The 22,087-nt window shown below is 40.3% G+C and carries 23 protein-coding genes; 15 read left to right on the forward strand and 8 right to left on the reverse strand.

The window, feature by feature from the left end:
• Positions 1-327: 327 nt before the first annotated feature.
• Together AC0L6H_RS05985 and AC0L6H_RS05990 are read right to left on the reverse strand one after the other, a co-directional pair.
• Positions 328-1,326, reverse strand: a complete 999-nt coding sequence (locus AC0L6H_RS05985; RefSeq protein WP_473393162.1) for a hypothetical protein — start codon at positions 1,324-1,326, stop codon at positions 328-330.
• 440 nt (positions 1,327-1,766) lie between these two features.
• Positions 1,767-2,825: a hypothetical protein gene (locus tag AC0L6H_RS05990; RefSeq protein WP_473393164.1), complete on the reverse strand. Its 1,059-nt coding sequence runs from the start codon at positions 2,823-2,825 to the stop codon at positions 1,767-1,769.
• Between the two features lie 356 nt (positions 2,826-3,181).
• Between AC0L6H_RS05990 and AC0L6H_RS05995 the strand changes: the two genes are divergently transcribed.
• Positions 3,182-3,892, forward strand: a complete 711-nt coding sequence (locus AC0L6H_RS05995; protein ID WP_473393165.1) for a hypothetical protein — start codon at positions 3,182-3,184, stop codon at positions 3,890-3,892.
• Between the two features lie 208 nt (positions 3,893-4,100).
• Here AC0L6H_RS05995 and AC0L6H_RS06000 read toward each other — a convergent pair.
• Positions 4,101-5,185 (reverse strand): IS3 family transposase gene (locus tag AC0L6H_RS06000; protein ID WP_473393166.1). Its coding sequence is split into 2 segments (ribosomal slippage): positions 4,101-4,924 and positions 4,924-5,185, totalling 1,086 coding nucleotides; the frame shifts between segments, so codons are not numbered across the junction.
• A 255-nt stretch (positions 5,186-5,440) separates the two neighbouring features.
• Here AC0L6H_RS06000 and AC0L6H_RS06005 point away from each other — a divergent pair.
• The gene (locus tag AC0L6H_RS06005; protein ID WP_473393167.1) at positions 5,441-5,818 is read left to right on the forward strand and encodes a hypothetical protein; all 378 of its coding nucleotides are present in this window, start codon (positions 5,441-5,443) and stop codon (positions 5,816-5,818) included.
• Between the two features lie 209 nt (positions 5,819-6,027).
• On the opposite strand, the gene AC0L6H_RS06010 is transcribed toward AC0L6H_RS06005, so the two are convergent.
• The 4 genes from AC0L6H_RS06010 to AC0L6H_RS06025 form a co-directional block, all read right to left on the reverse strand.
• A complete protein-coding gene (locus tag AC0L6H_RS06010; protein ID WP_473393168.1) occupies positions 6,028-7,074 on the reverse strand; it encodes a hypothetical protein in 1,047 nt (348 codons plus the stop codon).
• Positions 7,061-7,417, reverse strand: a complete 357-nt coding sequence (locus tag AC0L6H_RS06015) for a hypothetical protein (RefSeq protein WP_473393169.1) — start codon at positions 7,415-7,417, stop codon at positions 7,061-7,063. Before AC0L6H_RS06015 ends, AC0L6H_RS06010 begins: the two co-directional genes overlap by 14 nt.
• A 186-nt stretch (positions 7,418-7,603) precedes the next feature.
• The gene (locus AC0L6H_RS06020; protein WP_473393171.1) at positions 7,604-8,494 is read right to left on the reverse strand and encodes a tyrosine-type recombinase/integrase; all 891 of its coding nucleotides are present in this window, start codon (positions 8,492-8,494) and stop codon (positions 7,604-7,606) included.
• Positions 8,495-9,115: 621 nt separating this feature from the next.
• Positions 9,116-9,322: a helix-turn-helix domain-containing protein gene (locus AC0L6H_RS06025; RefSeq protein ID WP_473393172.1), complete on the reverse strand. Its 207-nt coding sequence runs from the start codon at positions 9,320-9,322 to the stop codon at positions 9,116-9,118.
• A gap of 129 nt (positions 9,323-9,451) precedes the next feature.
• Between AC0L6H_RS06025 and AC0L6H_RS06030 the strand changes: the two genes are divergently transcribed.
• From AC0L6H_RS06030 to AC0L6H_RS06070, 9 genes are all read left to right on the forward strand, one after another.
• The gene (locus tag AC0L6H_RS06030) at positions 9,452-9,997 is read left to right on the forward strand and encodes a hypothetical protein (RefSeq protein WP_473393173.1); all 546 of its coding nucleotides are present in this window, start codon (positions 9,452-9,454) and stop codon (positions 9,995-9,997) included.
• Between the two features lies 1 nt (position 9,998).
• The gene (locus AC0L6H_RS06035; protein WP_473393175.1) at positions 9,999-11,264 is read left to right on the forward strand and encodes a DEAD/DEAH box helicase; all 1,266 of its coding nucleotides are present in this window, start codon (positions 9,999-10,001) and stop codon (positions 11,262-11,264) included.
• Between the two features lie 172 nt (positions 11,265-11,436).
• Positions 11,437-12,603: a hypothetical protein gene (locus AC0L6H_RS06040; protein ID WP_473393176.1), complete on the forward strand. Its 1,167-nt coding sequence runs from the start codon at positions 11,437-11,439 to the stop codon at positions 12,601-12,603.
• Between the two features lie 245 nt (positions 12,604-12,848).
• Entirely contained in the window at positions 12,849-13,730 is an 882-nt protein-coding gene (locus tag AC0L6H_RS06045) for a hypothetical protein (RefSeq protein ID WP_473393177.1), read from the forward strand.
• 24 nt (positions 13,731-13,754) lie between these two features.
• The gene (locus AC0L6H_RS06050) at positions 13,755-14,528 is read left to right on the forward strand and encodes a metallophosphoesterase (RefSeq protein WP_473393178.1); all 774 of its coding nucleotides are present in this window, start codon (positions 13,755-13,757) and stop codon (positions 14,526-14,528) included.
• Positions 14,525-14,944 carry a hypothetical protein gene (locus AC0L6H_RS06055; RefSeq protein WP_473393179.1) on the forward strand — a complete coding sequence of 140 codons (420 nt, stop codon included), beginning with the start codon at positions 14,525-14,527 and terminating at the stop codon, positions 14,942-14,944. Before AC0L6H_RS06050 ends, AC0L6H_RS06055 begins: the two co-directional genes overlap by 4 nt.
• Positions 14,934-15,329 (forward strand): hypothetical protein, encoded by a 396-nt coding sequence (locus AC0L6H_RS06060; protein WP_473393181.1) that lies wholly within the window; start codon positions 14,934-14,936, stop codon positions 15,327-15,329. Before AC0L6H_RS06055 ends, AC0L6H_RS06060 begins: the two co-directional genes overlap by 11 nt.
• A gap of 35 nt (positions 15,330-15,364) precedes the next feature.
• Entirely contained in the window at positions 15,365-15,739 is a 375-nt protein-coding gene (locus tag AC0L6H_RS06065) for an antitoxin Xre/MbcA/ParS toxin-binding domain-containing protein (RefSeq protein ID WP_473393182.1), read from the forward strand.
• Positions 15,740-15,759: 20 nt separating this feature from the next.
• Positions 15,760-16,266 (forward strand): metallophosphoesterase, encoded by a 507-nt coding sequence (locus AC0L6H_RS06070; protein WP_473393183.1) that lies wholly within the window; start codon positions 15,760-15,762, stop codon positions 16,264-16,266.
• A gap of 466 nt (positions 16,267-16,732) precedes the next feature.
• Here the strand turns inward: AC0L6H_RS06070 and AC0L6H_RS06075 are convergent, their stop codons facing one another.
• The gene (locus AC0L6H_RS06075; protein ID WP_473393184.1) at positions 16,733-17,452 is read right to left on the reverse strand and encodes a spondin domain-containing protein; all 720 of its coding nucleotides are present in this window, start codon (positions 17,450-17,452) and stop codon (positions 16,733-16,735) included.
• A gap of 213 nt (positions 17,453-17,665) precedes the next feature.
• Here AC0L6H_RS06075 and AC0L6H_RS06080 point away from each other — a divergent pair, with 213 nt between their 5' ends.
• The 4 genes from AC0L6H_RS06080 to egtB all read left to right on the forward strand — a co-directional run bounded on the left by AC0L6H_RS06080 (position 17,666) and on the right by egtB (position 22,022).
• Entirely contained in the window at positions 17,666-18,571 is a 906-nt protein-coding gene (locus tag AC0L6H_RS06080) for a LysR family transcriptional regulator (protein ID WP_473393186.1), read from the forward strand.
• A gap of 492 nt (positions 18,572-19,063) precedes the next feature.
• A complete protein-coding gene (locus tag AC0L6H_RS06085) occupies positions 19,064-19,714 on the forward strand; it encodes a cytochrome P460 family protein (RefSeq protein WP_473393187.1) in 651 nt (216 codons plus the stop codon).
• Positions 19,715-19,716: 2 nt separating this feature from the next.
• On the forward strand, positions 19,717-20,289 hold the full coding sequence (locus tag AC0L6H_RS06090) for a cytochrome P460 family protein (RefSeq protein WP_473393188.1): 573 nt from the start codon (positions 19,717-19,719) through the stop codon (positions 20,287-20,289).
• Positions 20,290-20,771: 482 nt separating this feature from the next.
• Positions 20,772-22,022 carry an ergothioneine biosynthesis protein EgtB gene (gene egtB / locus AC0L6H_RS06095; RefSeq protein WP_473393190.1) on the forward strand — a complete coding sequence of 417 codons (1,251 nt, stop codon included), beginning with the start codon at positions 20,772-20,774 and terminating at the stop codon, positions 22,020-22,022.
• Positions 22,023-22,087 lie beyond the last annotated feature (65 nt).

Below are 22,087 nucleotides of genomic sequence, written 5' to 3' on the forward strand. Positions count from 1 at the left end.
GAGACAAGAACTGAAACTGAAGTTATATGTACATTTGAAGTTTATAGGTTATTAATAGCAGAAATACGTAAACTCAAAACTTTGGAGGAACAAGAAAAAAAGAATTTGAGATGGGAAATGAAGAATAAATAATTGCCTACATTAAGAGCTATCGTAATTTGCTAAGTGTAAATCGACAAAAATGTCTCATGCTGTTTTTGGAGATTTATATACTGCGAACGGCTCTTAAGGTGCAGAAAGCGGACGGTTTACAATCTTTAAAGTAAGTAAACCAGCACCTCCAAGGCAAGGTGAAGCAACTACTCTTAGTCCCGGAGAAGGTTAGATTTAATAGTGACGATTGATGAGCTTTGGACCTTGCCTCATCATACTCGTTTTCTCACCAGTTGATGTTTCTATGTTGTCATAGATAAGGTTCATTATTCTGTGGCTTTCATCTCCGTCCTCTCTTGATTCTACCCAATAGTAATTAGCTAAAAAGAAACTCGCCCCTTGCGCAGACATTAATCGATACCAGTTATTCAACGGTCCTTTTCCTGCCTTACCTGAAATATCTCTATCCGCACGCAGGCTATCTTTATTTGAGATATCCATCGCCTCAAACTTTGCTCGAAGCTGCTTGATGAGTTTTGCTCTTGTTTCAAAATCAGCTTTCAAATATGCATCGGCCTTGGCTTTGCCATCTAAGGTGCGCGGCTCAGCGGCTGAGAACATGGCATGGGCAAGCATTTTTTCAGTGCCCCAAAGTATCTTTGACCCTCTGTCTACAAACTGAGAATAAAAGTCAAAAATCCCTCTAGACAACGCAAAGTTATGATAGAAGTCTTGAGCTTGTTTATTTTTACCATCATCCCAAATTACTATATCTGGCATAAAATAAAGATTGTAGTTGTTTAAAAACATTGCACACAAGATGGAATGTTGCAGCGTATCGCAGTACCAGACTTCCCACGATAACGACTCACTCCATGAGCTCCTAGGGTTATTTCGCAACAACATATGGTGCTGAAGTTGGCTATCACCTCTTCCTTTTCTAAAATCCAGATACATGTTGGCCATGACTTCTTGGGTGTTGAGCTTTCTATTGCCCCTGAATTTATCCGTATTCTCACCATTAAATAACAAGGCAGGGGTAAAGCCTGGCGGCAGTTGACTGTTTGATGCGAATACGGTGCTGGGCAACAAGAAATTAAGCGCACCTAATGCACCCATGGCACTTGCTCCCATCATAAATTGACGTCTAGAGGCAGTTACCATTGAAGCCCTGATATCTTCGATAGAGATGCCGTGGTGATTGAAGTCTTTACTTTGCTTTTTATTATTCATGCCCGTTTCCCTATTGAGAGCAATGTTAACAGCGTGCGGATAATGCCTGTTAGAAACTCTAAATTACAAGATAGCGCCGCATCTTGCAAATGCTCAACAGTTGGAGAAGATGTTGTGATATGAGTCGAGCTGCATGATTATGCGCTATGTCTGCTTTTGGATGGCACTTGTCCGTCAACTAACCCCAAAGAACTCATTAAATATTAAATTAATGCTTTAAAGTGAACGTCCGTTGACTTGGTGTAAGTTCAGCCAAACGACGCAATCTAGGCAATGGAAACTCCGAAAAAGTATGACACTTTCTTGTCAGCCTTTGTTGAACGATAAAGAAGCTTGTATATTATCCAGTCTACGATACGCTTCAACGATTAACCTCGATGAAAAACGTGGTTCCTTTGATTTACTTTAAGGTAAATCACGGGATGGGCCACGTTTAATCACTATACATAGCGCTTCAATAAACGGGAATGGCAAGTGCTAAAAGAAGCTAACCAATCACTTTTCGATTGAAGATAACAAGAACTATGCTTTAAATATGCCGTAAAGGTAGTATTAAATTTTTCCATACGCTCCTTTTCAGAGATTGATGATTTGTTCATTAGATTTAAAAAGTGTTTGTGACCAAAATCGTCAATATTTGACATAACAAGATGTTGGCCAGAAAGTATTATGAAACGATCATAGAGTTTATATTCGTAATCAACACGACCATGTTTATCAATAGCTTTTATAGCTTTATAATCAAGATTGTCATCATTGATAATGGCAAAGGCTTTTGCATCGAAGAATGGTGTTTGATGATGTGCTTTTCGTAACATTTTAATAAAGGCATTTATTAATTGTTCCATTGTGACTTTAGAAAAAAATGCCTTTAATTTAGCCTGAGCAGGAACTGATAATTCTTCAACTATGGAATACTCTCCTAGCTCAGTTAGCAAGTTATGTCCGTCGCTGACGTGTTTCTCTAAACCCAAATCAGTCCAAGATAACCAGTAGGTGTCTCCATCAAAAAGCGTTCCCCACCTTACGTTTGGTTTGATCATCGGTCCATCGATTTGCAATTCTTCTTGCAATTTGAAGTCACAAAGTGAATCAAGAAGTGCATGTTGTTGTTCCGGATCTTGTGTAACACAACGGTAAATTTCAGCAAAGAAACTATATATCGAAAGTTGTCGAACAGTCTCACCAAGAAAGTCTATATCACGTGTTAGTTCGATATAAAGCTTAAGAAAAGGAATAGGACTAGTGTGAATTGTTTGGCAACTTGCCATTCTCCTAGAAATCTCAATCAAATCTATGTCAGACAAATCAATGACTGGATTAAACTTGAGAGACGCTTTAAAGTTGCCGTAGCCATGCTTTGCATTTAAAGCTGTAGCATACATGTTATGCAACATAGAAAGTTTATTTTTACCCCATAAGGTAAAAGACATGTCGTTAGTAAATGCCTGGAGAGTGTCTTGAACAACTGATTTATTGAGTGGAATTGTAGTAACCATTACTATCACCTATTTTGGCTGCGTAACGTCCCCATTTAACCAAACACAGCATATGTGATGATAATCGTTATCAATATAAGTAATATATTCTTTAGGCTGAGGAAAGCCTGAGCGATTGAGCTCCTGTTCCCGTAGAAACAGATACAAGGCTAGTACATAGTTCGACCAATTGCAATAAACAGTAGATTAATTAAATTTAGCTTTATATAACTCAGAATAAGCGTTTTCTATATCTGGGTTAAGGCACCTGTTGTGTTCTCAATAATTGTTTCAGTCAAATTAATTTCGTTATTAAAAAATAAGTATTACTGCAATTAATACAGTCTAGTAACAAATATTACTTTGAGAACTTATAAATGAACAAGTTACAAAAACAATCTGCCCAGCCTCTAATCGAGTTCGAAACACTTGATTTTCCTTTAGACGATGAGGAAGCTGATATATTTTCTGATCTACTATATACATCCAAGATCAAATTCGAAGAAATGTGCATTTCATCATACGACTTTGGTAACCTAGACTGGGATGTCGAAACGGGTGGGCCCCGATTAATTAGCATACCATTTCAGGCAAATGTTTTTAGTATAGACAGCGTGAAAGAAGTGGTGTCAGTTTTTGAACTGGAAGCGATTTCAGAATTTTTGGACCCTGATAAATATGAGTTAATTTTTTTCGTAGAAGCGGCTAATCCAAGGAAGTGGCATGGTTTCGTGGCGCTATCTTTTAATGAAGAAACAACAAGTAGTTCCTATTGTCTCAATATAGACTTTGGGACTGCTTATATTCGTGATAGTTCGCGACGCGCTATAAGACGAAATGTGCATTTAGGAGACGTCATGGCCTATGAAGTTGGTCGGCTGATAGGTGCCAATAAGAGTTATAACGACAACATAACAAACGGTAAAATAAAAAAAGGCACTGTGAATATAGTCAACCGAAGCACAGACTTCGATGACAGACAAGTTTCTAGACGCTTCAAAGAAGGGATAGAATTTCACTTATTGACTGTTTATTTAGATGATCATGATGACTTGGAATTCAACATAACGCTGAAGAACACATATTGATGCTAGTATGGTCTGATAGTACTGTACTCTTTTGATGATAAGCAACTACAAAAATACCAGATAGGCGCTAGAGGATAATGCCCCAATTTTTTTCATGTGATTTTCCAAAAGACGCTTGGGACTTTATAGAGACGCATTTTTTTGGCGACAAGTATATTGCTCAACTGTAATCCCCCCATTTTAAACAGTAGTCATTTGTAGAAATTCATTAAGCTGCCTTTAACACAGCAGTTGGCGGTATACCGCCAACTGCTGTGTTGGGTCGTTCATTATTGTATAACCATAACCACTGCGTTGCCAATTCTTGCGCATGCTCCACACTTTCGAACATATGCATATTCAGCCATTCATGCCTAACCGTTCGGTTAAATCGCTCCACATATGCATTCTGTGTAGGCTTGCCAGGTTGAATGTATAGCAATGTGATTCGGTTCTCATTTGCCCAGCTCACAAGCTCATTTGAGATGTATTCTGGGCCATTGTCGCATCGAATGGCCGATGGCTTTCCACGCCATTCAATTATTTGCTCTAACGAGCGTATCACACGAGTACTAGGCATTGATAAATCAACGTCTATCGCCAATCCTTCGCGGTTGTAGTCATCAATCACATTAAATGTGCGCAAGTTGCGGCCATCAGCCAAGCTATCGGACATAAAGTCCATCGACCATACTTGGTTCTTTGCAATCGGCACACTCAGCGCGTCTGGCTCATCGCGCTTAAGCCTTTTTCGTGGCTTGATACGCAAGTTAAGCTCCAGTTCACGGTAAATACGATAAACACGCTTATGGTTCCAACCAAACCCTTTCACATTACGTAAATATAAGAAGCATAAACCAAATCCCCATTGCTTATTGGCTTCGGTTAATCGCAATAACCAATCTGCTACCATTTGATTTTCACCGGATAACTTAGGTATGTAACGGTAACCGCTCTGACTTATTTCAACGCATGCACATGCTAAACGTATGCTAAATTGTCGCTCTACCACAAGCTTCCTCGCCACCTCGCGTCGCGACGATGGCGTTATAGCTTTCCCTCAATTATCTCCTGGCGAATATCAGCCTTAATACGCTCTTCTGCGTACATTTTCTTTAGGCGTTTATTCTCATCCTCAAGCTCTTTTAGCCGCTTCATCATTGAGGCGTCCATACCGCCGAACTTTGCACGCCATTTATAAAATTGAGCGCTGCTCATGCCATGCTCCCGACATAGGTCTGGCACTGAAACGCCCGCTTCGTTTTGTTTGATCATCGCCATTATCTGGCTGTCACTGAATTTTGATTTACGCATTAGAAAACTCCTTCGTTTTATTTTATTGGAATTTTCTACTAATAACTACTTTGGTTTCGCGGGGGGATTACACAACGATGTTGTTTAACGGTCAAAGAATTACGAACAGTTCTAAGAGAAAGTAGAGACCCACGAGCAATTGATGACATTCTTTTTTATGCGGGAGCATGTATAGAATTATCAATTGTTGATGAGTTATACGTAACTAGAAGTTCACAAATTTGTTCTGGAAGCTATCGCATTATCAAACAAAGAATGAGCATTAAAACGCTTGTCCACCTATGCAATGATTTTACTGATTGCGGAGATATTTGTGATGGTGATGTATATCGGATTATTGAAATTTCGGGCGTTACTCTTGTTCTAATTCATCATTCAGATGAAACGCACATAATTGAAATTAAAAGAGACTGGGTTCATTTTGATAAACTTCAGACTATTTTATTGAAACAGACATATGGCCTCCAAATTATCGGGGGACTTTCTCCACTGAGCACTGCGGTTATTAATCAGTTTCTTATCGATCTTAATGGTATTGAAAGCGCTCAAGAATATTACAAATTAATTAGTCAGTTTAATCAGCTCGCAAGTCACTTTGAAAACTCGTTACCAAGAACATTGTCTTTCTCATAAAACTAACAACTGCCTTTAATAATATAAATGTTCTACTTCCTTAGTTATAGATATTGACGATAAGAGGAGAAATTTTCATTTGTAGTCGGTTCGTTGATTTTAGCAAGGACGACACTTATTTTTATTTATCAGTTGTCCCTTCTATTTTTCCGCGGTAATTTAGTAAAGAAAGAGATAAATTGGAGATACTTTATTGCGGTGATTACCAACTAAAGACGCAAAGAGTTCATCCTTCTCTCCCAAAAAACTTTGCAGTTTGTGCTCTGAACGCAATCTTCTTTTTCTAGACTGCTCAATCGCTTTTGAAGCGATATTAAATTTCTATTAGCTATCTCTCTTTTTGGACCAATTAATTCAATAAAATTTCTTTCAAACGTTATCCAAAAAAGAAAACTCCTTGTCCCACCTACGCCATACATGCTTGCAATTTGCAAGTCGATTCCTCGAACTAGCCGCCTGTCAACAGTTTCCGCCAGTTCTCTATCTAATCTTTCATTAAATTTGTTGTACTCAGTAAAATTTTCATTGTTTTTAAGCGCTTTTTGATACAAAACTCTCAGTAAATCTATATATTCTATAAAGTATTTTATTGTATGGAAGGGGTTCTTCAGACGGTAATCGGCGAGAGATTCAATTTCTCTTTCGGTCATATCTTGGAAGAAATCCATTGATCTTTCTATATTTGGAACCTTATCTTCAATTATTTTCTGAAGATCGCTAACATCGTTTATATAGTCATTTAAAACGCTGTTCATAGCAGCTAAAGATTTAACTCTATCCATGCTATGAAGTGACAGCAGTAGTATAAAGTGATGAGAACGCCTAGCGTCACTAAGAACATCTAAATCTTCATCAAATAACATCGCTTTCGACAGAACTGCTTCGCTAATATCAGGATGTCCTTTCAAATACATCAACCACGCATATTTAACCTCTTCATCAATGGTGTCAATACCGGCTGTTTTTTGCAGCACTAGATTGGTATTGCGTAGGGCTTCGCTGATATGAGATTTAATGAGCTCTTGGTTTTTGCTGGTTATAAACCCTTTATCAACCAGTTCTTTAAGTATGGGATTTGCTGTTTTTGGAATTTGACTATTGGGATCATTGCATATCACGGTTAAATTGAATGAGACGATACTGGATGTTGCTAAATTGCAGTTACCTTTAATTAAAATCTCGTCAGCTTCAATTCCAAATGAAAAAAAGCAAAAAAAAACCGCAATAAATACAAAGAATATATTAGATTTCGACATGGTTTCTGTCACCATCTATAGCTATTGAATGTGAATTGGTTGAATTCACTGCAAAAACTAATAATGCCAGAAAAAACACTAGAATAATGACCGATGAATTTATGAATAGTCTCACACGTGAATTGATTGGGAATTTGTCTAAATGATAAAACAAAATTGCTAGCAAAAGAATGGGAATTGAAGTAGCTGCGGCGGCAATCCTACCAATAATATTCTGAGAATCTAACTCAGTAACTGATAAATAAGCGACAACGCCGACAACAAAGGCTATAAGAGTCGTAAATACGGTAAATTTACCTTTCTTATTGACTAGCTTGATCAGAATGTTTTCAAATAATTCCATCTCGAAACTCTGTTGCTAAATTGCAAGTATTAATGTTCACATTAAAATACAAAAATAGCAAACACACTAAATTTCATACCAATTCATGTACGTTAACATTCAAAGAAAAAAAGAAGATTGGCTCAACTTCGATACTTACAAGCTGCGTAGGAATGAACCAGCGCTATATCTAAAAATGGAGGTTGATTATCGTTTTAGGTTATTAATTTGTGCCATACCACCTTTTGAAGCCTCGGTTTCTTCTGTATATCGTGCTGGCATGACCGACGACTTCCAGCCACCCGCCTTTTGAATATAAAACCCTGACACATCGTTTTCAGCCATAGTGACAGCGGCGCCCACACGTGCACTGTGCCCGGTTAAATTAACCCCCACATTCACTTCCTCGCCAATACGCTGATAGGCGCGTAACACAGTTTTATAGTCGATGGGCTCAATAGGCTGCTCTTCGCCTTTTTTATCGGCAGGCACTCGTAAGGTAGTCAATTTACTGTGAATAGGGCGAAACAAAGGGCCTTTATAAATGGCTTTTCTATCCGATTTGTCACGCGTAACCTTGTTTTTCTTGTCATAATTAGCCGCGGCGATATAGGCATCAATCATGGCGATGGTCTCATCGGAGATAAAGCGTCGTTGCCCTTTACCGGCCCGGTCGGTTTTACTTTTGCGGATAAAGACTGTGTTCTTGGACCGGTTGATGTCACTTACGCGTAATCGCCTGACTTCATCGGCGCGAAGCAAGCCGTCATAGGCGGTATTGAGAATGGCAATGTCGCGCAAGTCTTGTAAGTCTTTGGGCACAAACTTGTGGTTAATTTCGTTGAGCACATCCACGGTCATGGCGTCGGCTTGCTGAGGATTATTATCAATCTCAGCGTCATCCAGTGACACTTTCACGAAATCCCGTAGATGTTTGGACTCCAATAAAGGATTGGGCAACGTGGCCACTTCTAGAAAAGCACTGATGGCAGCCAGGCGTCGCTTGATGGTGCTGTAGGCAAATTCTTTTTCGCACATGTGCAAAAAATACGCTTTGATGGAATCTTCCGTCTGCTCGATGCTATTAGAGAAGATCACAAAGCCACTGCCCACACAAAACGCCCGGTACAAATTAATGTCAGATTGATAGGCACGACGCGTATTTTTCGGCAGCTTGAAAAAAATGTCTTCGAAATACTGATTGATGTTTTTTTGAGCAGCGTGAAAGGTGATTTAGGTTATTTGCTACTTTTGCCCCAGAAATGTCCGTAAGTCGCTGTTTTATTGAAATAATAGCCTCAAGAAACTAGCGTTAAGGCTGGAGAAGGGGCTTACCCTTCGTTCAATCCGTTTAATTGCCTAGGCCTTGCTTTTTACTAAGAATAATGGTGAGCCAACATCACAGGCTAATAGATCCCTGCCGGAACAATTTGGTATTGGCATATCCATAATGCACCTAACATTGCTGCCATTGCATAACTTTGTGTTATATAAAATTATGCAATGGATTTGTTTTTAGTAAAACTGAAGCAGGGTAGGTCTAGTAGGTAAAATGACAGAAGAGAGTACTCATTTCTATATTCTCTGTAGAGTGAAAAATTGATGCGTATTGATACTCTTTCAAGCGATAGAGCTGATATTTCCAGGCGCTCATTACATAGATAACTTTTGGACATTTAAAGAACCTGTAGCTGGCCATACAGCTACGCTAAAAGTACATTACGGCAACAGATCGTGAGCTTTGCAATTTAAAACTTCTGCTAATAAATACACTTTCTCAAGCGTAATATTAGCTTCACCGCGTTCAATTCTTCCGATATAGCTTCTATCAATACCGGAGCGTAATGCTACTTCGTCCTGAGATAGACCCGTTTCCTTTCTTTTTACTTTAAATTTTTCACCAAAGGATTTCGCTAATTTAGTCATTGATTTATGCCCGCATATAAACCAATAACTATCTTGATTTGCGGATTAATTAACCACGGATTATAATCCGTATTTCTTGGTTAATTTCTAACTAATTTCTTGCCTTTTCGCACCTTTTAGGTATTTGTTATGTCCGTTATAAAAGTAAATTTAAGTGAAGACTTTCTATTAATAATTAGACGAAAGGATTTCGACAAATTTACTGTTTTAGAGCTTAGAAGCGCTTATATGGCGCTTTCAAGCAATAAACTTTTGGATAAGAACGAGGCGCAACGAATTGTTTATCGTGAAATACTGAAACTAAAGAATAAAGGATTATTAAGACGAGTTGACTCCAAATCCTCAAAAAAAACGACGTACTTTAAAACTGAATTATTTTCGGAAGCTATATTTAATATTGATAAAAAGAAAGATGATGAAATGCTCAAGCAAAATGTACCTAGCTCAGATGCGGTGATTAAAAGCCTTCGAGAGAAAATCCAGACTTATAAATCTCAACTTTTATCAAGCATGGGAGAGTCTGATGAATATAAAGAGCTCTATACTGACTTTCCACACCTAAAAGGCCCGCTACAAGATAGTTATAATACTGCGAGAGAAATAAATTCGAAATTGCATGGTCGTATTAAAGCAATCGAGACTTTAATTGAACTACAGCAAGGGGCTATTGTGTAAAATGAAACTCCGTAAATGGCAATCTGAATGCGTTTCTGCTGTTCTCAATAAGTTCTCTAAAGATAAGAAACACTTTCTCTGTCTTGCAACACCAGGTGCTGGTAAAACCACTATGGCAGCAGAAGTGGTAGCAAAGCTTTTTGATGAAGACCTAATAGACTTTGTGTTGTGTTTTTCTCCTGGGAAAAGTATTTCACAGGATATCCAACTAACACTGGAAGCTCGAACTTCGCAGCGCTTTGATGGTGTTATTGGTGCGAAAGGTAAGTCTTATACTTATCAATCTATGCCGACTTTAGATGATAAAATATGGGAATTACTCAGAGAGTATCGCGTCTTTGTTATTTTTGATGAAATACATCATTGTTCTGGAACCTTCCCTGAGGACGCTAATGCTTGGGGTGAAGGTATTATCACCAACATTAAGCACCAAGCGGCATATACACTTGCCTTAACGGGCACGCCTTGGCGCTCTGATAATACACCGATTGCACTTGCTGAATACCAGGAATCAGACAGTCATATAATATGTGATTATGTTTATGGTTTAGCTGATGCCGTTCAAGATGGCGTTTGTCGTAAACCCCAGATCGTTGTAACGGACAATAACGATGTAAGCATAGACGAGGCTGATGGCATCAAAAGGTCATTCGGTAGTTTCTCGGAATTACTTGAAGAGACGCCATGTAGATATCAAAAGATTGTTGAAAATAAAACCGTAATTCGGCACATCATTAGTCAAGCAAATACTAAACTCATTGAAATCCGCAAGCAAAATCCATCTGCTGGCGGTCTAGTTGTTGCCACATCTGTTGGTCATGCCACTAATATACTCAGCATATTGCAGAATGAGTTAAACGTATCGGCCGTAATAGCAACCTACCGCGAGGATGAGCCGACAACAATCATCCAAGATTTTAAAAAAAGCTCGATCTCATGGATTGTATCAGTTGGAATGATAAGTGAGGGGACTAATATTCCTCGGCTACAAGTTTGCTGTCATCTAACGAGAATAAAAACAGAGCTGCTTTTTCGACAAATTCTTGGGCGTATTCTCAGAATGACTCACACAGTGAATCAAGAAGCTTGTTTGTTCATGGCCGCTGAGAAAACCTTAGTTGAGTATGCATACCGTGTCGCTGAGGATATTCCAGAAGAAAAAGCTGTCGTATTCTTTGAAAAATCTAAAACTGCGATTCAGATTGATTGCTCTGATGAGATACCCGAAATAGGGAGGGGGAAAGTGGTGAAGTTTGCTATGACATAAGTATTGGTAAAAGTAATGAAGATCAAAATATTGAAGCGTTACCACCCCCAACTCAACCTTCGCTTCTTACTCAAACTTATGAAGCAACACTGAATGTCTTTGGACGATTTCAGCAAGACATTCTGGCTGTAAATTTATCGCCATTTGATTGATTTAATAGAGTGTGACCACAATGTATAAGCAAAACCCTCACCCTGAAATTCTATGCTTTAGAGCTTTTGATATGAGAGATCATTTTCCCCAGCCCGTAGAAACATTCAGGGATGCCCTAGAGCTACTTCAATCTGACCGCGCTTACCTCCCTGAAGAGAGTGCTCAAATTGCTTGCTACCTTAAAAATGGGGTATCAATACAAATACCTGATCGTTTTTACTGGAATGAGGTGCCGAGATTTCAAAACGATGACGATGCGAGAAAATGGGTTTTGGAGCGTATGGGTGAGATTCAGCGTGGTGTTTCCCTACCGATAATTGGACTTGTCATTACTGATTCAAAATTGCCTGTCGAGGATCAAGTACAAGAGGCCTTGGGTTATTCAGATACTGAAGTTATTGAACCAAGTGAGAATGATCGTGTATGCGCTGAAGTTCATAATTGGTTGAATGCTGCAGTTAGTGCTATGCCGGGCAATAAAACTGATGAAGGTAAGGCGAAAAGGTTAATGCATATGCGAGCTGCACTTAAGGATTTACCTTCTGCAAATCCAGAGCGCAAGGATTCAGATGATAGTCATGACACGGGTGAGCATACTTTACACGAGAGTCCGAAAGACGATGACTTACTCGATTTTATAAAGTCAGCGCATGCCAAGCAAAATAATCCAGCAAGGTGGGTGATAACCTGCCGTGATCATGGCCTAACGGATGTTAGCGGCAATGCATACTTTGATATGGTCAACGGTATCTGGGGGCCAGATATTTCTGATGCATCCTGTATCAAAGAGCGAAGTGTTGCAGATGCAGTTGCAGCATCATTTGATCCTGAGTGCTTGGTGGGTGTCGCACAACACTTTATAAACCAGAAAGAACTCGCCAAAACAGCAATCAAGCTTGAGCAAGACGCTAAGGTCCTTACCTATCATGCAGATACAGAGACTTATCTTTATCAAGAGCATAATGTCTTTAGTGATTTTGATTCACACGCGATGATATCGATGCGTAAACCCGAGCAGTTTGCAATTCAAAAAGTAACAGCGGGCTCTGAACAATTATTTGTAAGTGTTCCTGATACAGCGATGGATGAAGTTGCTATCGCCTGGTGCAAGCATAGAAAGCTACAAAGTGCTTTAGGCGGGCCGGTTGGAAAAGAGTGGGGCTCACCTGATTGTGATTATGACTGACAAAACTGAGCAAATGCGAAGAGCAGAACCGTTTAATCAACTCAACGACTAGGTGATGATGAAATGAAGATGTATAAGCCAGACAAACAAATTATCACTCGTTTGTTGATGTTAATCGATCCCATGTTTTTTTCTCATACTGATAGAGAACACATACTGATAGAGAAAAGGATAAACGTCGCCAGCACTATTACGAAGAGAATAGAGATAAGGTCGAACGATTTCTTTATCGAGAGCTGTTTGGTTTGACGTTTGATGGTCAAACAGAGGATGACCCTTTAACGTCGTCACAGCGCCATTTGCTTAATGCCCATACCACTGCTTTAACCGGTATTGGCAAAAATTCCTTTCGGCTTTGCGAGTTACAAGGCACTGATTTTGACTTAACTAGTTTTGATTCACTGTATGACTATGATCTTGACGCATATGAATACCAACAAGAGGCTATAAAGGCAGACTTTCCAAGCTGCTTTGTTGATCGAGATTACCGACTGTACCTAAATCATAACTGGGTGAGGGTGTTAGACAGTAAAGGTCATTTCTATTATTCAACGCTATCAAGTTTAAGTTACTACTTGTATGACGCGCTAGAGGAGGTAGCGACTGAGATTATTGAGTCACTGATACCTTATGACTTAGTTGGTGGGGATGACCATGGTAAAAATGTCGATGGTGGCATGCTCTGGGATTTCAAAACTGACGCAAAGGGTCTTGAAGCAGAATTAGAAGAATTACAATCGAGAAATCGAACTTACTTAAGTGAAACCTATGATCAATTGAATGATGAATTTCAGGCTGAAATCACAAATGAAATTTACTTCGAAAAACAGGGTGACGAAGTAGATGGACCCTCTTGGAATGTCATTGTGAATAACGCCGAGACAGCCAGAAAGATTACGTTTATAAACTTCCTAGATGATTGCCAAGACTACCTCCAGTCTAATGAAAAGCTGGAGCATCTCAAAGAGCGTGAAGGCACAAAGCTAAAGAAACTCCTAATTGATGCTTATGAAGATATTGTCAAAAACTTTGATCCGACGGTCGTTAAGCTGAAAAAGAAAATGAAGATTGTCATGTCGCCGAAGGCATTAGATGGCTTGAACAGCCTGGGGGATGATAGTGAATAACAACAGATTGAAACGAGGTAGAGCATGACGACAATCGCATTGCACAGTGATATGCACTTGGAGCTACAGAAGTTGCCTGAAGGCTGGTTAGATGCTGTGCCGGACGTATTAATCTTGGCAGGGGATATTTCATATATAACTGATATCGCAGGTTTGTTAACCGAACTAAGCGATAAATATCATGAATTGCAGATTATTTTTATTTCTGGCAACCATGAGTATTACGGGACTGAGGATATGCTGAGCTCTGAAGAGGAGCTTAAAGAATCTCTCAAGGCATATGAGCGTATTCATTTTCTTCAATGCGATACTGTTGAGTTATTTAATATTCGATTTATTGGCTGCACTGGTTGGCCGAGAATGCTGGGCTTAGGGCAAGACCAACAGCAACACGCTAGTAGGGTTGTTGGCCAATCAATAAACGACTTTTATCAAATAAGGATAGGCGACAATATATTTACGACTGATGACTGCATTGAAATGGGTGAGCAGCAAAACAAATGGCTTGAGAAAGCGCTATCGACGCCGACATCTTGCGAGCATACCGTGGTCATCACTCACTTCGCTCCAACAGTTAAAGTGGCCAACCCTAAATTTCCTATCGATGAAATGACAGCTTATTTTTGCTCATCGTTTGATGCATTAATTGAACGGCATCAACCCGCTATCTGGGCTTTTGGTCATACACATGCAAATTTTGATGTAAACATGGGAGCAACTCGTGTTGTCAGTAATCAGCATGGCTATGGTAGAGAATGCCAGGACTCATACCTTACCAACAAGGTAATCGAGTTATGAAATACAAGCTAGCTTTTTTGCAGTATGAGTGCGAGATTCAAAGCGTAGTTAACTCAGAAAAAGGAGAGTTAGTTGTCGTATCACAGGAAAAAGGCGAAGTATTGGCACGATTACCAGAGAGTCCAGCAAATGATGGAACTCATTTGGCGGGTGACAGCATTAGGGTTTCTTACCAGCATGATGAGAAAGTACTAGAAAACATTTCTTGCCAAGTATTACCTGTAGCCCGCTTTAGACGAAACTTGAATAGTGTGCTGAGAAACATGGTGAATGAACGACATACTTTGAATCGTGTATCAGTGATAGCTAAAACCAAACCTTATTGGGTTTTACCGCATGATCAAAAATTTCGACCTGAATACTTCAGGTCAATGAACTGTGATGCAACCTATCAAAGGACTGGCGATGACTTTTGATATGGATAAGTTGATTAATTGCCTAAGCATGGGCTTATCGAGTCACATCGTAATTACTGGTTCAGAACTGGATATTGAACAGTTCCAAATAGACCTGATGAGACGGCTTGAAAAAGAAGGGAAAAGTACTCGTGAGCTGCTCTGTACAACAGAGCATCTTGATTTAAATCAGTGTGAACAAGTTGATTTCTTATTGGTGAAAGGTCTTGGATACTTGCCTGCACAGCACAATAACAGTTATGCAATACGTACATATTTAGATATGGGAACCTATAACAAATTAAGGTCAGTTATTTTTTGCGAGACGGAGCATTATTCAAGACACTTCAATGACTATAATGCACCGTTTTACCAGTTTTGCACGCGTTACCCCATCGGTAGTTAATAAGCATATATCATGAAAGGGTAAGGGAGAGAATCATGTCCTTTGATAACGCAAAAGCTGCGTTAGTGATGCCAGCTGTTTGCAAGGTACTCAGTAAATGGAAGTGCTCAGGACAAGTAAAGGCAGAACTACTTGGGTTTCCGGGTGAAGAAGAGCTTGAGGAAGTGATATCAATCCCTGATTGCCACATATTCTCAAAAGAAGAGGTTGAGAGAATGAGCTATATTTTAAATATTTATCGATCATTGAATGTTCTTTTTAGTAAACCTAATCAGGCAGATGAGTGGGTCAATAAGCCAAATAAAGCTAAGATTTTTGGTGGTCGATCTGCGTTAGGGCTAATGAAGGGCGGAGCCCTCAGTGATCTTGCGTTAGTTTCGAACTACCTAAGTCGTTTTACTAATCTCTAACAAGGTATTAATTCGGACTAATGATCAAGCTAAACCCTCATAAGTTAATCAAACCTAGAGCTGGGCAGAGAGTGTTCTTCTGTGGTGATGTGCACGGTGATAAGGCTGCGCTTGATAAGCAACTTAATAAAGTGGGATTCGCTGAACGTGACGATATGCTCATTTTTACCGGTGACTTGATTGATCGGGGCGACTTTAGCGCCGAGCTCATTGAGTTTGCTAGTTGCACGCCACACGTTTACAGCGTCATAGGAAATCATGAGTCACTTTTTTTACACGGTCTACATGACCCCCTATGCAGGCATACGCATACGAGTTCAAATGTAGGTGGGCAGTGGATAGAGCAATGCACTCAAGGTGAACTTGAAGATCTAGCTGAACTCATTAGAAGTACAATGAGTATCGCAATTACTGTAGAAACTGACCAGTCTAGAATTGGGGTGATTCATGCTGCAGCTCCTGATAACTGGCAACAAGTTATGAGCCCAGAGACCGTAGATGAAGAGAAATGGTTAGTGGAGCCGTAAACAGTTTGAGCAAGCTTCAGCAGGTCAAGAGCACGTTGTAAATGGCATTGATGCAGTTGTGCATGGACATGTGTCAAATTACAAAACAGTATCTGGGAATCATATGTGGATCGATACGCTTTATCATTCGGGGTCGTTAACAGTCATTAAAGCCACAGATGTGTTGGGATCAGTAAACACAGTTAACTCAACTGAGGATGGAAAATGATTGATTACATTGAAAGGGCTTTCTGATCTCGATCAAGAATTAGATTTAGGGTATTAATGATCACTAGTTCAACTCCATATTTGGCCAATAGCAAAGTTGGTACTAGCGCTCTAGATGGCAAATTTGTGCCAATGGACTAAACCGTTAAAGGTTAATTCAGGTTAGGCTTGATTTTCTTGGTATTGCTTGCTCGTACCGTGCTAGCTTTGGAGTAAATGTTACCCAGAGTTCAGTTATTATTAGCGACTTAAGCCGCTTTCATTTATTTGGTTTAATGAGCGTAAACGTTAATGTGGCGAATCTAGGAATAAAACCTTTCTCATTGTGAATGCCACTGGTTAGTTCTGCGATGGGTGCTCTTGGGAAAGTTTTCTTGTTTTTGGCTGTATAGCTCAGACCGCTGTCTGTTCCCGCATCATACGTTTTAAGGCTAATTCTTTTGCTCAAAACCCATGTGCTATTTTCACAGAGTTCGATTCCGGAAACACCTACGAACCAGTCTGGGCTAGGTGCAATCATTGAAAGCAGTGTTACTTTCGAATGATCTTTGAATATGCTGAAGACCATACTGGCGCTGCCTGGGGAATGTTTGATATCTGGACCCACGAGTACTGACTTGGCGTTACCTCGCTTGATTGTGTGCTCTATTTCCTGTTTAAATTTCGTATTCTTACCTAGTTCTGCGACATCTCTAAGACCTTCCGAAGCAAGTTGCCCTTCTTTCCAAAAGCTAATCTCACTGTTATGGCTTGCACCAATCAACTCTGAATAATGGGGGGTCTTTGGAAAGTCATCAGGGTGGGTAGATGCGCTCCATGTACTATCAAGTTTCACGGAGTAGCTGGCAGAACTATCACATTGACCATACAACTCACGTTGTGACATAGAGACACAACCCGAAAGTACTAGTATAGTGATTAAACTACCAGTAACGGCGGGTATGTTTAAACGGCTTGTATCCAATAAGTTTAGCGGCATTTTTGATTCTCTCAAAAAATTGAAGGGAGTGTATCGAGAATTGTAATTTAGCGATAGACTTGATTTGAAGCAAGTTAAAGACCTGCATTGTTGAATAGTATGGTGCTAGCTAATTGAAACATGAAAATATTTGCCCAAACTACAATCTGGGATGTATCTTATTTATAAGGATGCATCTTGTTAATATTTTTAATTAATGATGAATGATCGACCATGAATTTTAATCAAATATGCTACTTTCTGGCACTGTCGGAGAGTCTGAATTTTACACGAGCAGCTGAAAAGTGCTGCGTCACGCAACCAGCACTTACTCAAGCGATCAGGCGACTTGAAGACGAATTGGGCGGAGAACTTGTTTGCCGAGAGAGCCGAGAGATTACAGTGACAGCGCTAGGGGAATTATTGCATGCACATTTTGAGCAGATTAACCGTTCGCGGCAATTGGTGAAGGCGACTTCGAAGGCTGTGGCTTTAGGTGAAATAGCCAAGTTAAATATTGGAATTATGTGCACTATAGGGCCAAGAGTGCTTGCTCGCTTGTTAGAGGACTTTCAGGCTCAGCAGCCAATGGTTTCGTTTGTACTTCACGACGTAACACCTAACTCGATCCCTAATCTATTACTTTCTGGCGAACTTGACGGCGTGTTCTGCGCGCTTCATTGTGAGCCGCTCCCTCAGCTGCATTACACTGATTTATTTGAGGAGCCTATGGTCGTCGCATTTCCAAAAGATCATGAGTTTACAAATATGGATGCTGTTCCTCTTGAAGATATCGCAAAGCAGGTCTATATTGATCGGCGTCATTGCGAGTTCAGGGAAGACTTTCTCAAGTTTTGTGAGGATGAAGCGATTCAGCTTGATGTTGCATACAGTAGTCAGCGTGAAGACTGGATCCAGAGCATGATTCGTGATGGCATGGGGGTCACGGTAATTCCGCGCTTTTCACTTTTACACCCAGAACTCGATTATAGAGTTATTGTTAAGCCTACATTGTTGCGTAGGGTAGAGTTTGCGACTGCTGATCAGCGCAAAGTCGCACCCGCATTGGATATGTTTATAAAACATGTAGTCAATTACGACTGGTCGGCTGAAAATCATCCTCTTACTAACCTTCTATGAGCCCTTGTTACGTGAATGTTCCATTGTTGATCTGAGCGGGTAATGGCGGGTATTCGCGTCATAGCTGATATCCGCAGTCCAAGATATTCGTCATGTGTTGGCAGCGTAGCCGCTTCATTCGAAACTTTATCAATGGTAAAGAGCTAAATTTTTAGTTTAGATAGCTGGGGTATTTCTTACTAAGAGTACTTGTTCGCCGACTTAATGTAATCGCTTTCATACAATAAATTCTCGAGCGGCTTCACGTTACTAGCTGTCATTGTATTCAGACCTCCATTGTATTCAGACCTCAGCTCAAGCTGAATTACGGTGCCGGGGGACTTGAATTAATTCGTAAAGTTAATACCTTCAACAATTAGATACCGGCACAAACCTTAACTTCCATAAGCAATGCTTTATGGCATGAAAACAAAACTCTATTTCTCATCTCCATAAACTGCCGCTAGACTCCTGTCTTACCCAATCAAACCTCAGAGAGAAGGCTAGGACAAAATGAAACTAAAACAAAAATTAACTAACAGCGTTCTATCAGGTATCGCGGTTGTAGGAACTTTTGTTGTGGTAACCGGCGCTGGAACGTTGGCTGCTGATGAGTATTTTAAAATTAAAGGCGGAGAACTTGAACGACCTACAGGGTATCGAGAGTGGGTTTATGTCGGTACACCAGTTACACCGAATGATCTTAATAACGGTAAGGCTGCATTTCCCGAGCACCACAATGTTTATGTTGATCCAAAAAGCTGGGCACATTGGAAAAATACCGGCGAATTTCGTGACGGTACTATCTTGATGAAAGAATTGGTGTCGGTAGGTTCCAAAGGGGCGGTTAGTGGTAACGGATATTTTCAGGGAGAATTTATAGGGCTAGAAGCTACGATTAAGAGTAAAAAGCACTTCCCTAAGGAGCCAGGCAACTGGGCATATTACAGTTTCTCGAGCAAGGATCATAAAACGCTAGCTGAATCTGCGAAACCGTTTGCGACTGCATCCTGTAACGCTTGTCACGCTGCCTCAGCTGCTGATGACTTTGTCTTTACACAGCACTATCCAGTTCTGAGAGCTGGGAAAGGGGCGGGTATGAAAGCCTCGGGCGGTCATATGTCTGATTTGAATAATAATTATGTTGAACCAAAAGGTATGTGATCATGAATAAGAAAAACAGTTTTAAACTCGGGCATGCTTGTATTCTTGTGTGTGTGATAAGTACTTCATTTGTCTCTAATGCCATTGCAGGAGGAAATTTTTCCCCTTATGTCGATGGAAAAGGTAATATCAGTTTTCCAGACGGTTTTAGGACCTCTATGGCGCACTTGGGCTCTTGGTTTGTGCCTGATGGCGGCGCGAGCGGTTTTCACGACGTTTATACAGAGAAAGAATCCATCGAGGCATTTCGCAAAACCGGAAAATTTCCTGATGGTGCCACTATCGTAAAGGAGCTGAGGGCTTCCAAGAAAGGAAATTACACCACAGGCAATGATGTTAGTCATTCAACCTCCGGTCTTAAGCAGTGGTTCGTGATGGTCAAAGATGAAAAAGGAAGGTTTGCTGATAATGCCTTGTGGGGTGACGGCTGGGGTTGGGCGCTGTTCAAGCCAGATAACGTGCGAAACAATGCTGCCTCTAACTATAAAGATGACTGCCTGGGGTGTCATATCCCTGCAAAGCAGAACGATTGGGTTTATACCGAGGCCTATCCGGTTCTAATGCAATCGAAATAATTCTTTTCGTAGTCTAAAGCCGCTCTTAAGTGTTTTCAACGAGCGGCTCATATCGGTTTAGAAGGAGAGACTTCTCATGAGCGCTTCTTTATCGATTGTTGTCTTATTGAGTTTATCAGTGTTGGTAATATGAACCGCTTCTGTGACATTAAGGCTTGACTGTTTGCTAAACTCGTCTTGATGTGGTTCCTGATTTTGAATAAAAACCGAATATTTTATGCGCTGTTTTATTAGTAGAATACGTGATTCAACAGTCTTTCTTGGCAAGCCTTATTTTTATCGTTTCATACAGAAACGCGATGATACTGTGTATGTGAACACCTCATTGTAGTTGGTTGGGCTGAGAGCAAAGGTTTTTTTGACTCTGGGCATGAAACGCTAGACATTTTTAGCTTCAAACGCTGTGATGATCGTTAGATGCCTGAATTTGGAGGTATAGTCTAGTATTTGGATAATACTCACGGTCGTGGTAAGGGTAGCTTATGCATTCAGTTAAGAGCAGCGAGAGATCAGGCATAGAGGAACTCATCTGCCGATATCAAACAATTCGTAATTATACGACTGAGATATGTAGCCGCCTGGAAAAAGAAGATCACGTCGTACAGCCGACTACTGAGGTGAGTCCACCGAAATGGCATTTAGGGCATACCACTTGGTTTTTTGAGGAATTGATACTCGTTCGTTTCTTCCAAGGGTTTACTCGATTTAATGACCAATACCGATTGTTGTTTAATTCGTACTATAAGTCTGCCGGTACGCATTGGTTACAGGGAGATAGAGGTATTTTATCAAGGCCTACCGTAGACGATATAATGGAATACCGGGCCTATGTAGATAAAAAAATGGTTGAGTTTCTACACATGGGTAATCTTCATCCAGACATCGATACCATATTAGAAATAGGCCTGCATCATGAGCAACAGCATCAGGAGCTCTTATATATGGATATTAAGTTTATTCTGGGGGCAAATCCTATTTCTCCAGCCTATATTGATAAGCCTCTACCCAAGGCCCGGGTTGTCGTAGATAACTGGAAGTACTTTGATGAAGGCGTTTATGAAGTAGGAAATCATAGAGAGGGGTTTGCTTATGACAATGAAGAGCCACAACACAAGACCTACATTCATCCGTTTACCGTGAGCGAAAACACCGTAACCAATGGTGAATACCTACAATTTATCAATGAAGACGGGTATTCAACCCCTCGGTATTGGTTGAGTCAAGGCTGGGATTGGCTAACCAATGAGCAGGTTCAATACCCACTTTATTGGGAGATGGTCGATGATACTTGGTATGAATTTACTCTGCATGGCAAGCAGCTATTAGACCTGTATGCTCCGGTAACACATATCAGTTATTTTGAGGCTGATGCCTTTGCCAACTGGAAAGGCTATCGGCTTCCGACTGAGCAAGAACTGGAAATTTACTTAAGAAAGTTTCCTGAACATGTAGTTGCAGATGCTGAGCATAGTGTTCACCCTCTTTCAGCTAATAGTAATGTTGGTCAGGTGTGGTGCTGGACCAGGAGTCACTACTCTCCCTACCCGAACTATAAGCCGTTCAAGGGGATGCTTGAAGAATACAATGGCAAGTTCATGTGTAATCAGTTTGTGTTAAAAGGCGGATGCATTGCCACGCCACCTGGACATTACCGTCATACTTACCGAAATTTCTACCAAGCTCATCAAAGGTGGATGTTTTCTGGAATACGATTAACAAAGGATCTACAGTGAATGGTGACATGTTTCCGGTTAACTGTAAGAATTCTCGAATCGAAGTATCTGGTTTAGGTTGAACA

The organism is Glaciecola sp. G7-5, assembly GCF_055808975.1.

Coding starts and splice junctions, on each gene's coding strand:
- AC0L6H_RS06015 (WP_473393169.1), bottom strand. CDS start 7,417: ATGGAATTATTTGAAAACATTCTGATCAAGCTAGTCAATAAGAAAGGT.
- AC0L6H_RS06055 (WP_473393179.1), top strand. CDS start 14,525: ATGAAATACAAGCTAGCTTTTTTGCAGTATGAGTGCGAGATTCAAAGC.
- AC0L6H_RS06035 (WP_473393175.1), top strand. CDS start 9,999: ATGAAACTCCGTAAATGGCAATCTGAATGCGTTTCTGCTGTTCTCAAT.
- AC0L6H_RS05985 (WP_473393162.1), bottom strand. CDS start 1,326: ATGAATAATAAAAAGCAAAGTAAAGACTTCAATCACCACGGCATCTCT.
- AC0L6H_RS06075 (WP_473393184.1), bottom strand. CDS start 17,452: ATGCCGCTAAACTTATTGGATACAAGCCGTTTAAACATACCCGCCGTT.
- AC0L6H_RS06050 (WP_473393178.1), top strand. CDS start 13,755: ATGACGACAATCGCATTGCACAGTGATATGCACTTGGAGCTACAGAAG.
- AC0L6H_RS06005 (WP_473393167.1), top strand. CDS start 5,441: ATGAGCATTAAAACGCTTGTCCACCTATGCAATGATTTTACTGATTGC.
- AC0L6H_RS06065 (WP_473393182.1), top strand. CDS start 15,365: ATGTCCTTTGATAACGCAAAAGCTGCGTTAGTGATGCCAGCTGTTTGC.
- AC0L6H_RS06080 (WP_473393186.1), top strand. CDS start 17,666: ATGAATTTTAATCAAATATGCTACTTTCTGGCACTGTCGGAGAGTCTG.
- AC0L6H_RS06090 (WP_473393188.1), top strand. CDS start 19,717: ATGAATAAGAAAAACAGTTTTAAACTCGGGCATGCTTGTATTCTTGTG.
- AC0L6H_RS06030 (WP_473393173.1), top strand. CDS start 9,452: ATGTCCGTTATAAAAGTAAATTTAAGTGAAGACTTTCTATTAATAATT.
- egtB (WP_473393190.1), top strand. CDS start 20,772: ATGCATTCAGTTAAGAGCAGCGAGAGATCAGGCATAGAGGAACTCATC.
- AC0L6H_RS06010 (WP_473393168.1), bottom strand. CDS start 7,074: ATGTCGAAATCTAATATATTCTTTGTATTTATTGCGGTTTTTTTTTGC.
- AC0L6H_RS05995 (WP_473393165.1), top strand. CDS start 3,182: ATGAACAAGTTACAAAAACAATCTGCCCAGCCTCTAATCGAGTTCGAA.
- AC0L6H_RS06025 (WP_473393172.1), bottom strand. CDS start 9,322: ATGACTAAATTAGCGAAATCCTTTGGTGAAAAATTTAAAGTAAAAAGA.
- AC0L6H_RS06085 (WP_473393187.1), top strand. CDS start 19,064: ATGAAACTAAAACAAAAATTAACTAACAGCGTTCTATCAGGTATCGCG.
- AC0L6H_RS06070 (WP_473393183.1), top strand. CDS start 15,760: ATGATCAAGCTAAACCCTCATAAGTTAATCAAACCTAGAGCTGGGCAG.
- AC0L6H_RS05990 (WP_473393164.1), bottom strand. CDS start 2,825: ATGGTTACTACAATTCCACTCAATAAATCAGTTGTTCAAGACACTCTC.
- AC0L6H_RS06060 (WP_473393181.1), top strand. CDS start 14,934: ATGACTTTTGATATGGATAAGTTGATTAATTGCCTAAGCATGGGCTTA.
- AC0L6H_RS06040 (WP_473393176.1), top strand. CDS start 11,437: ATGTATAAGCAAAACCCTCACCCTGAAATTCTATGCTTTAGAGCTTTT.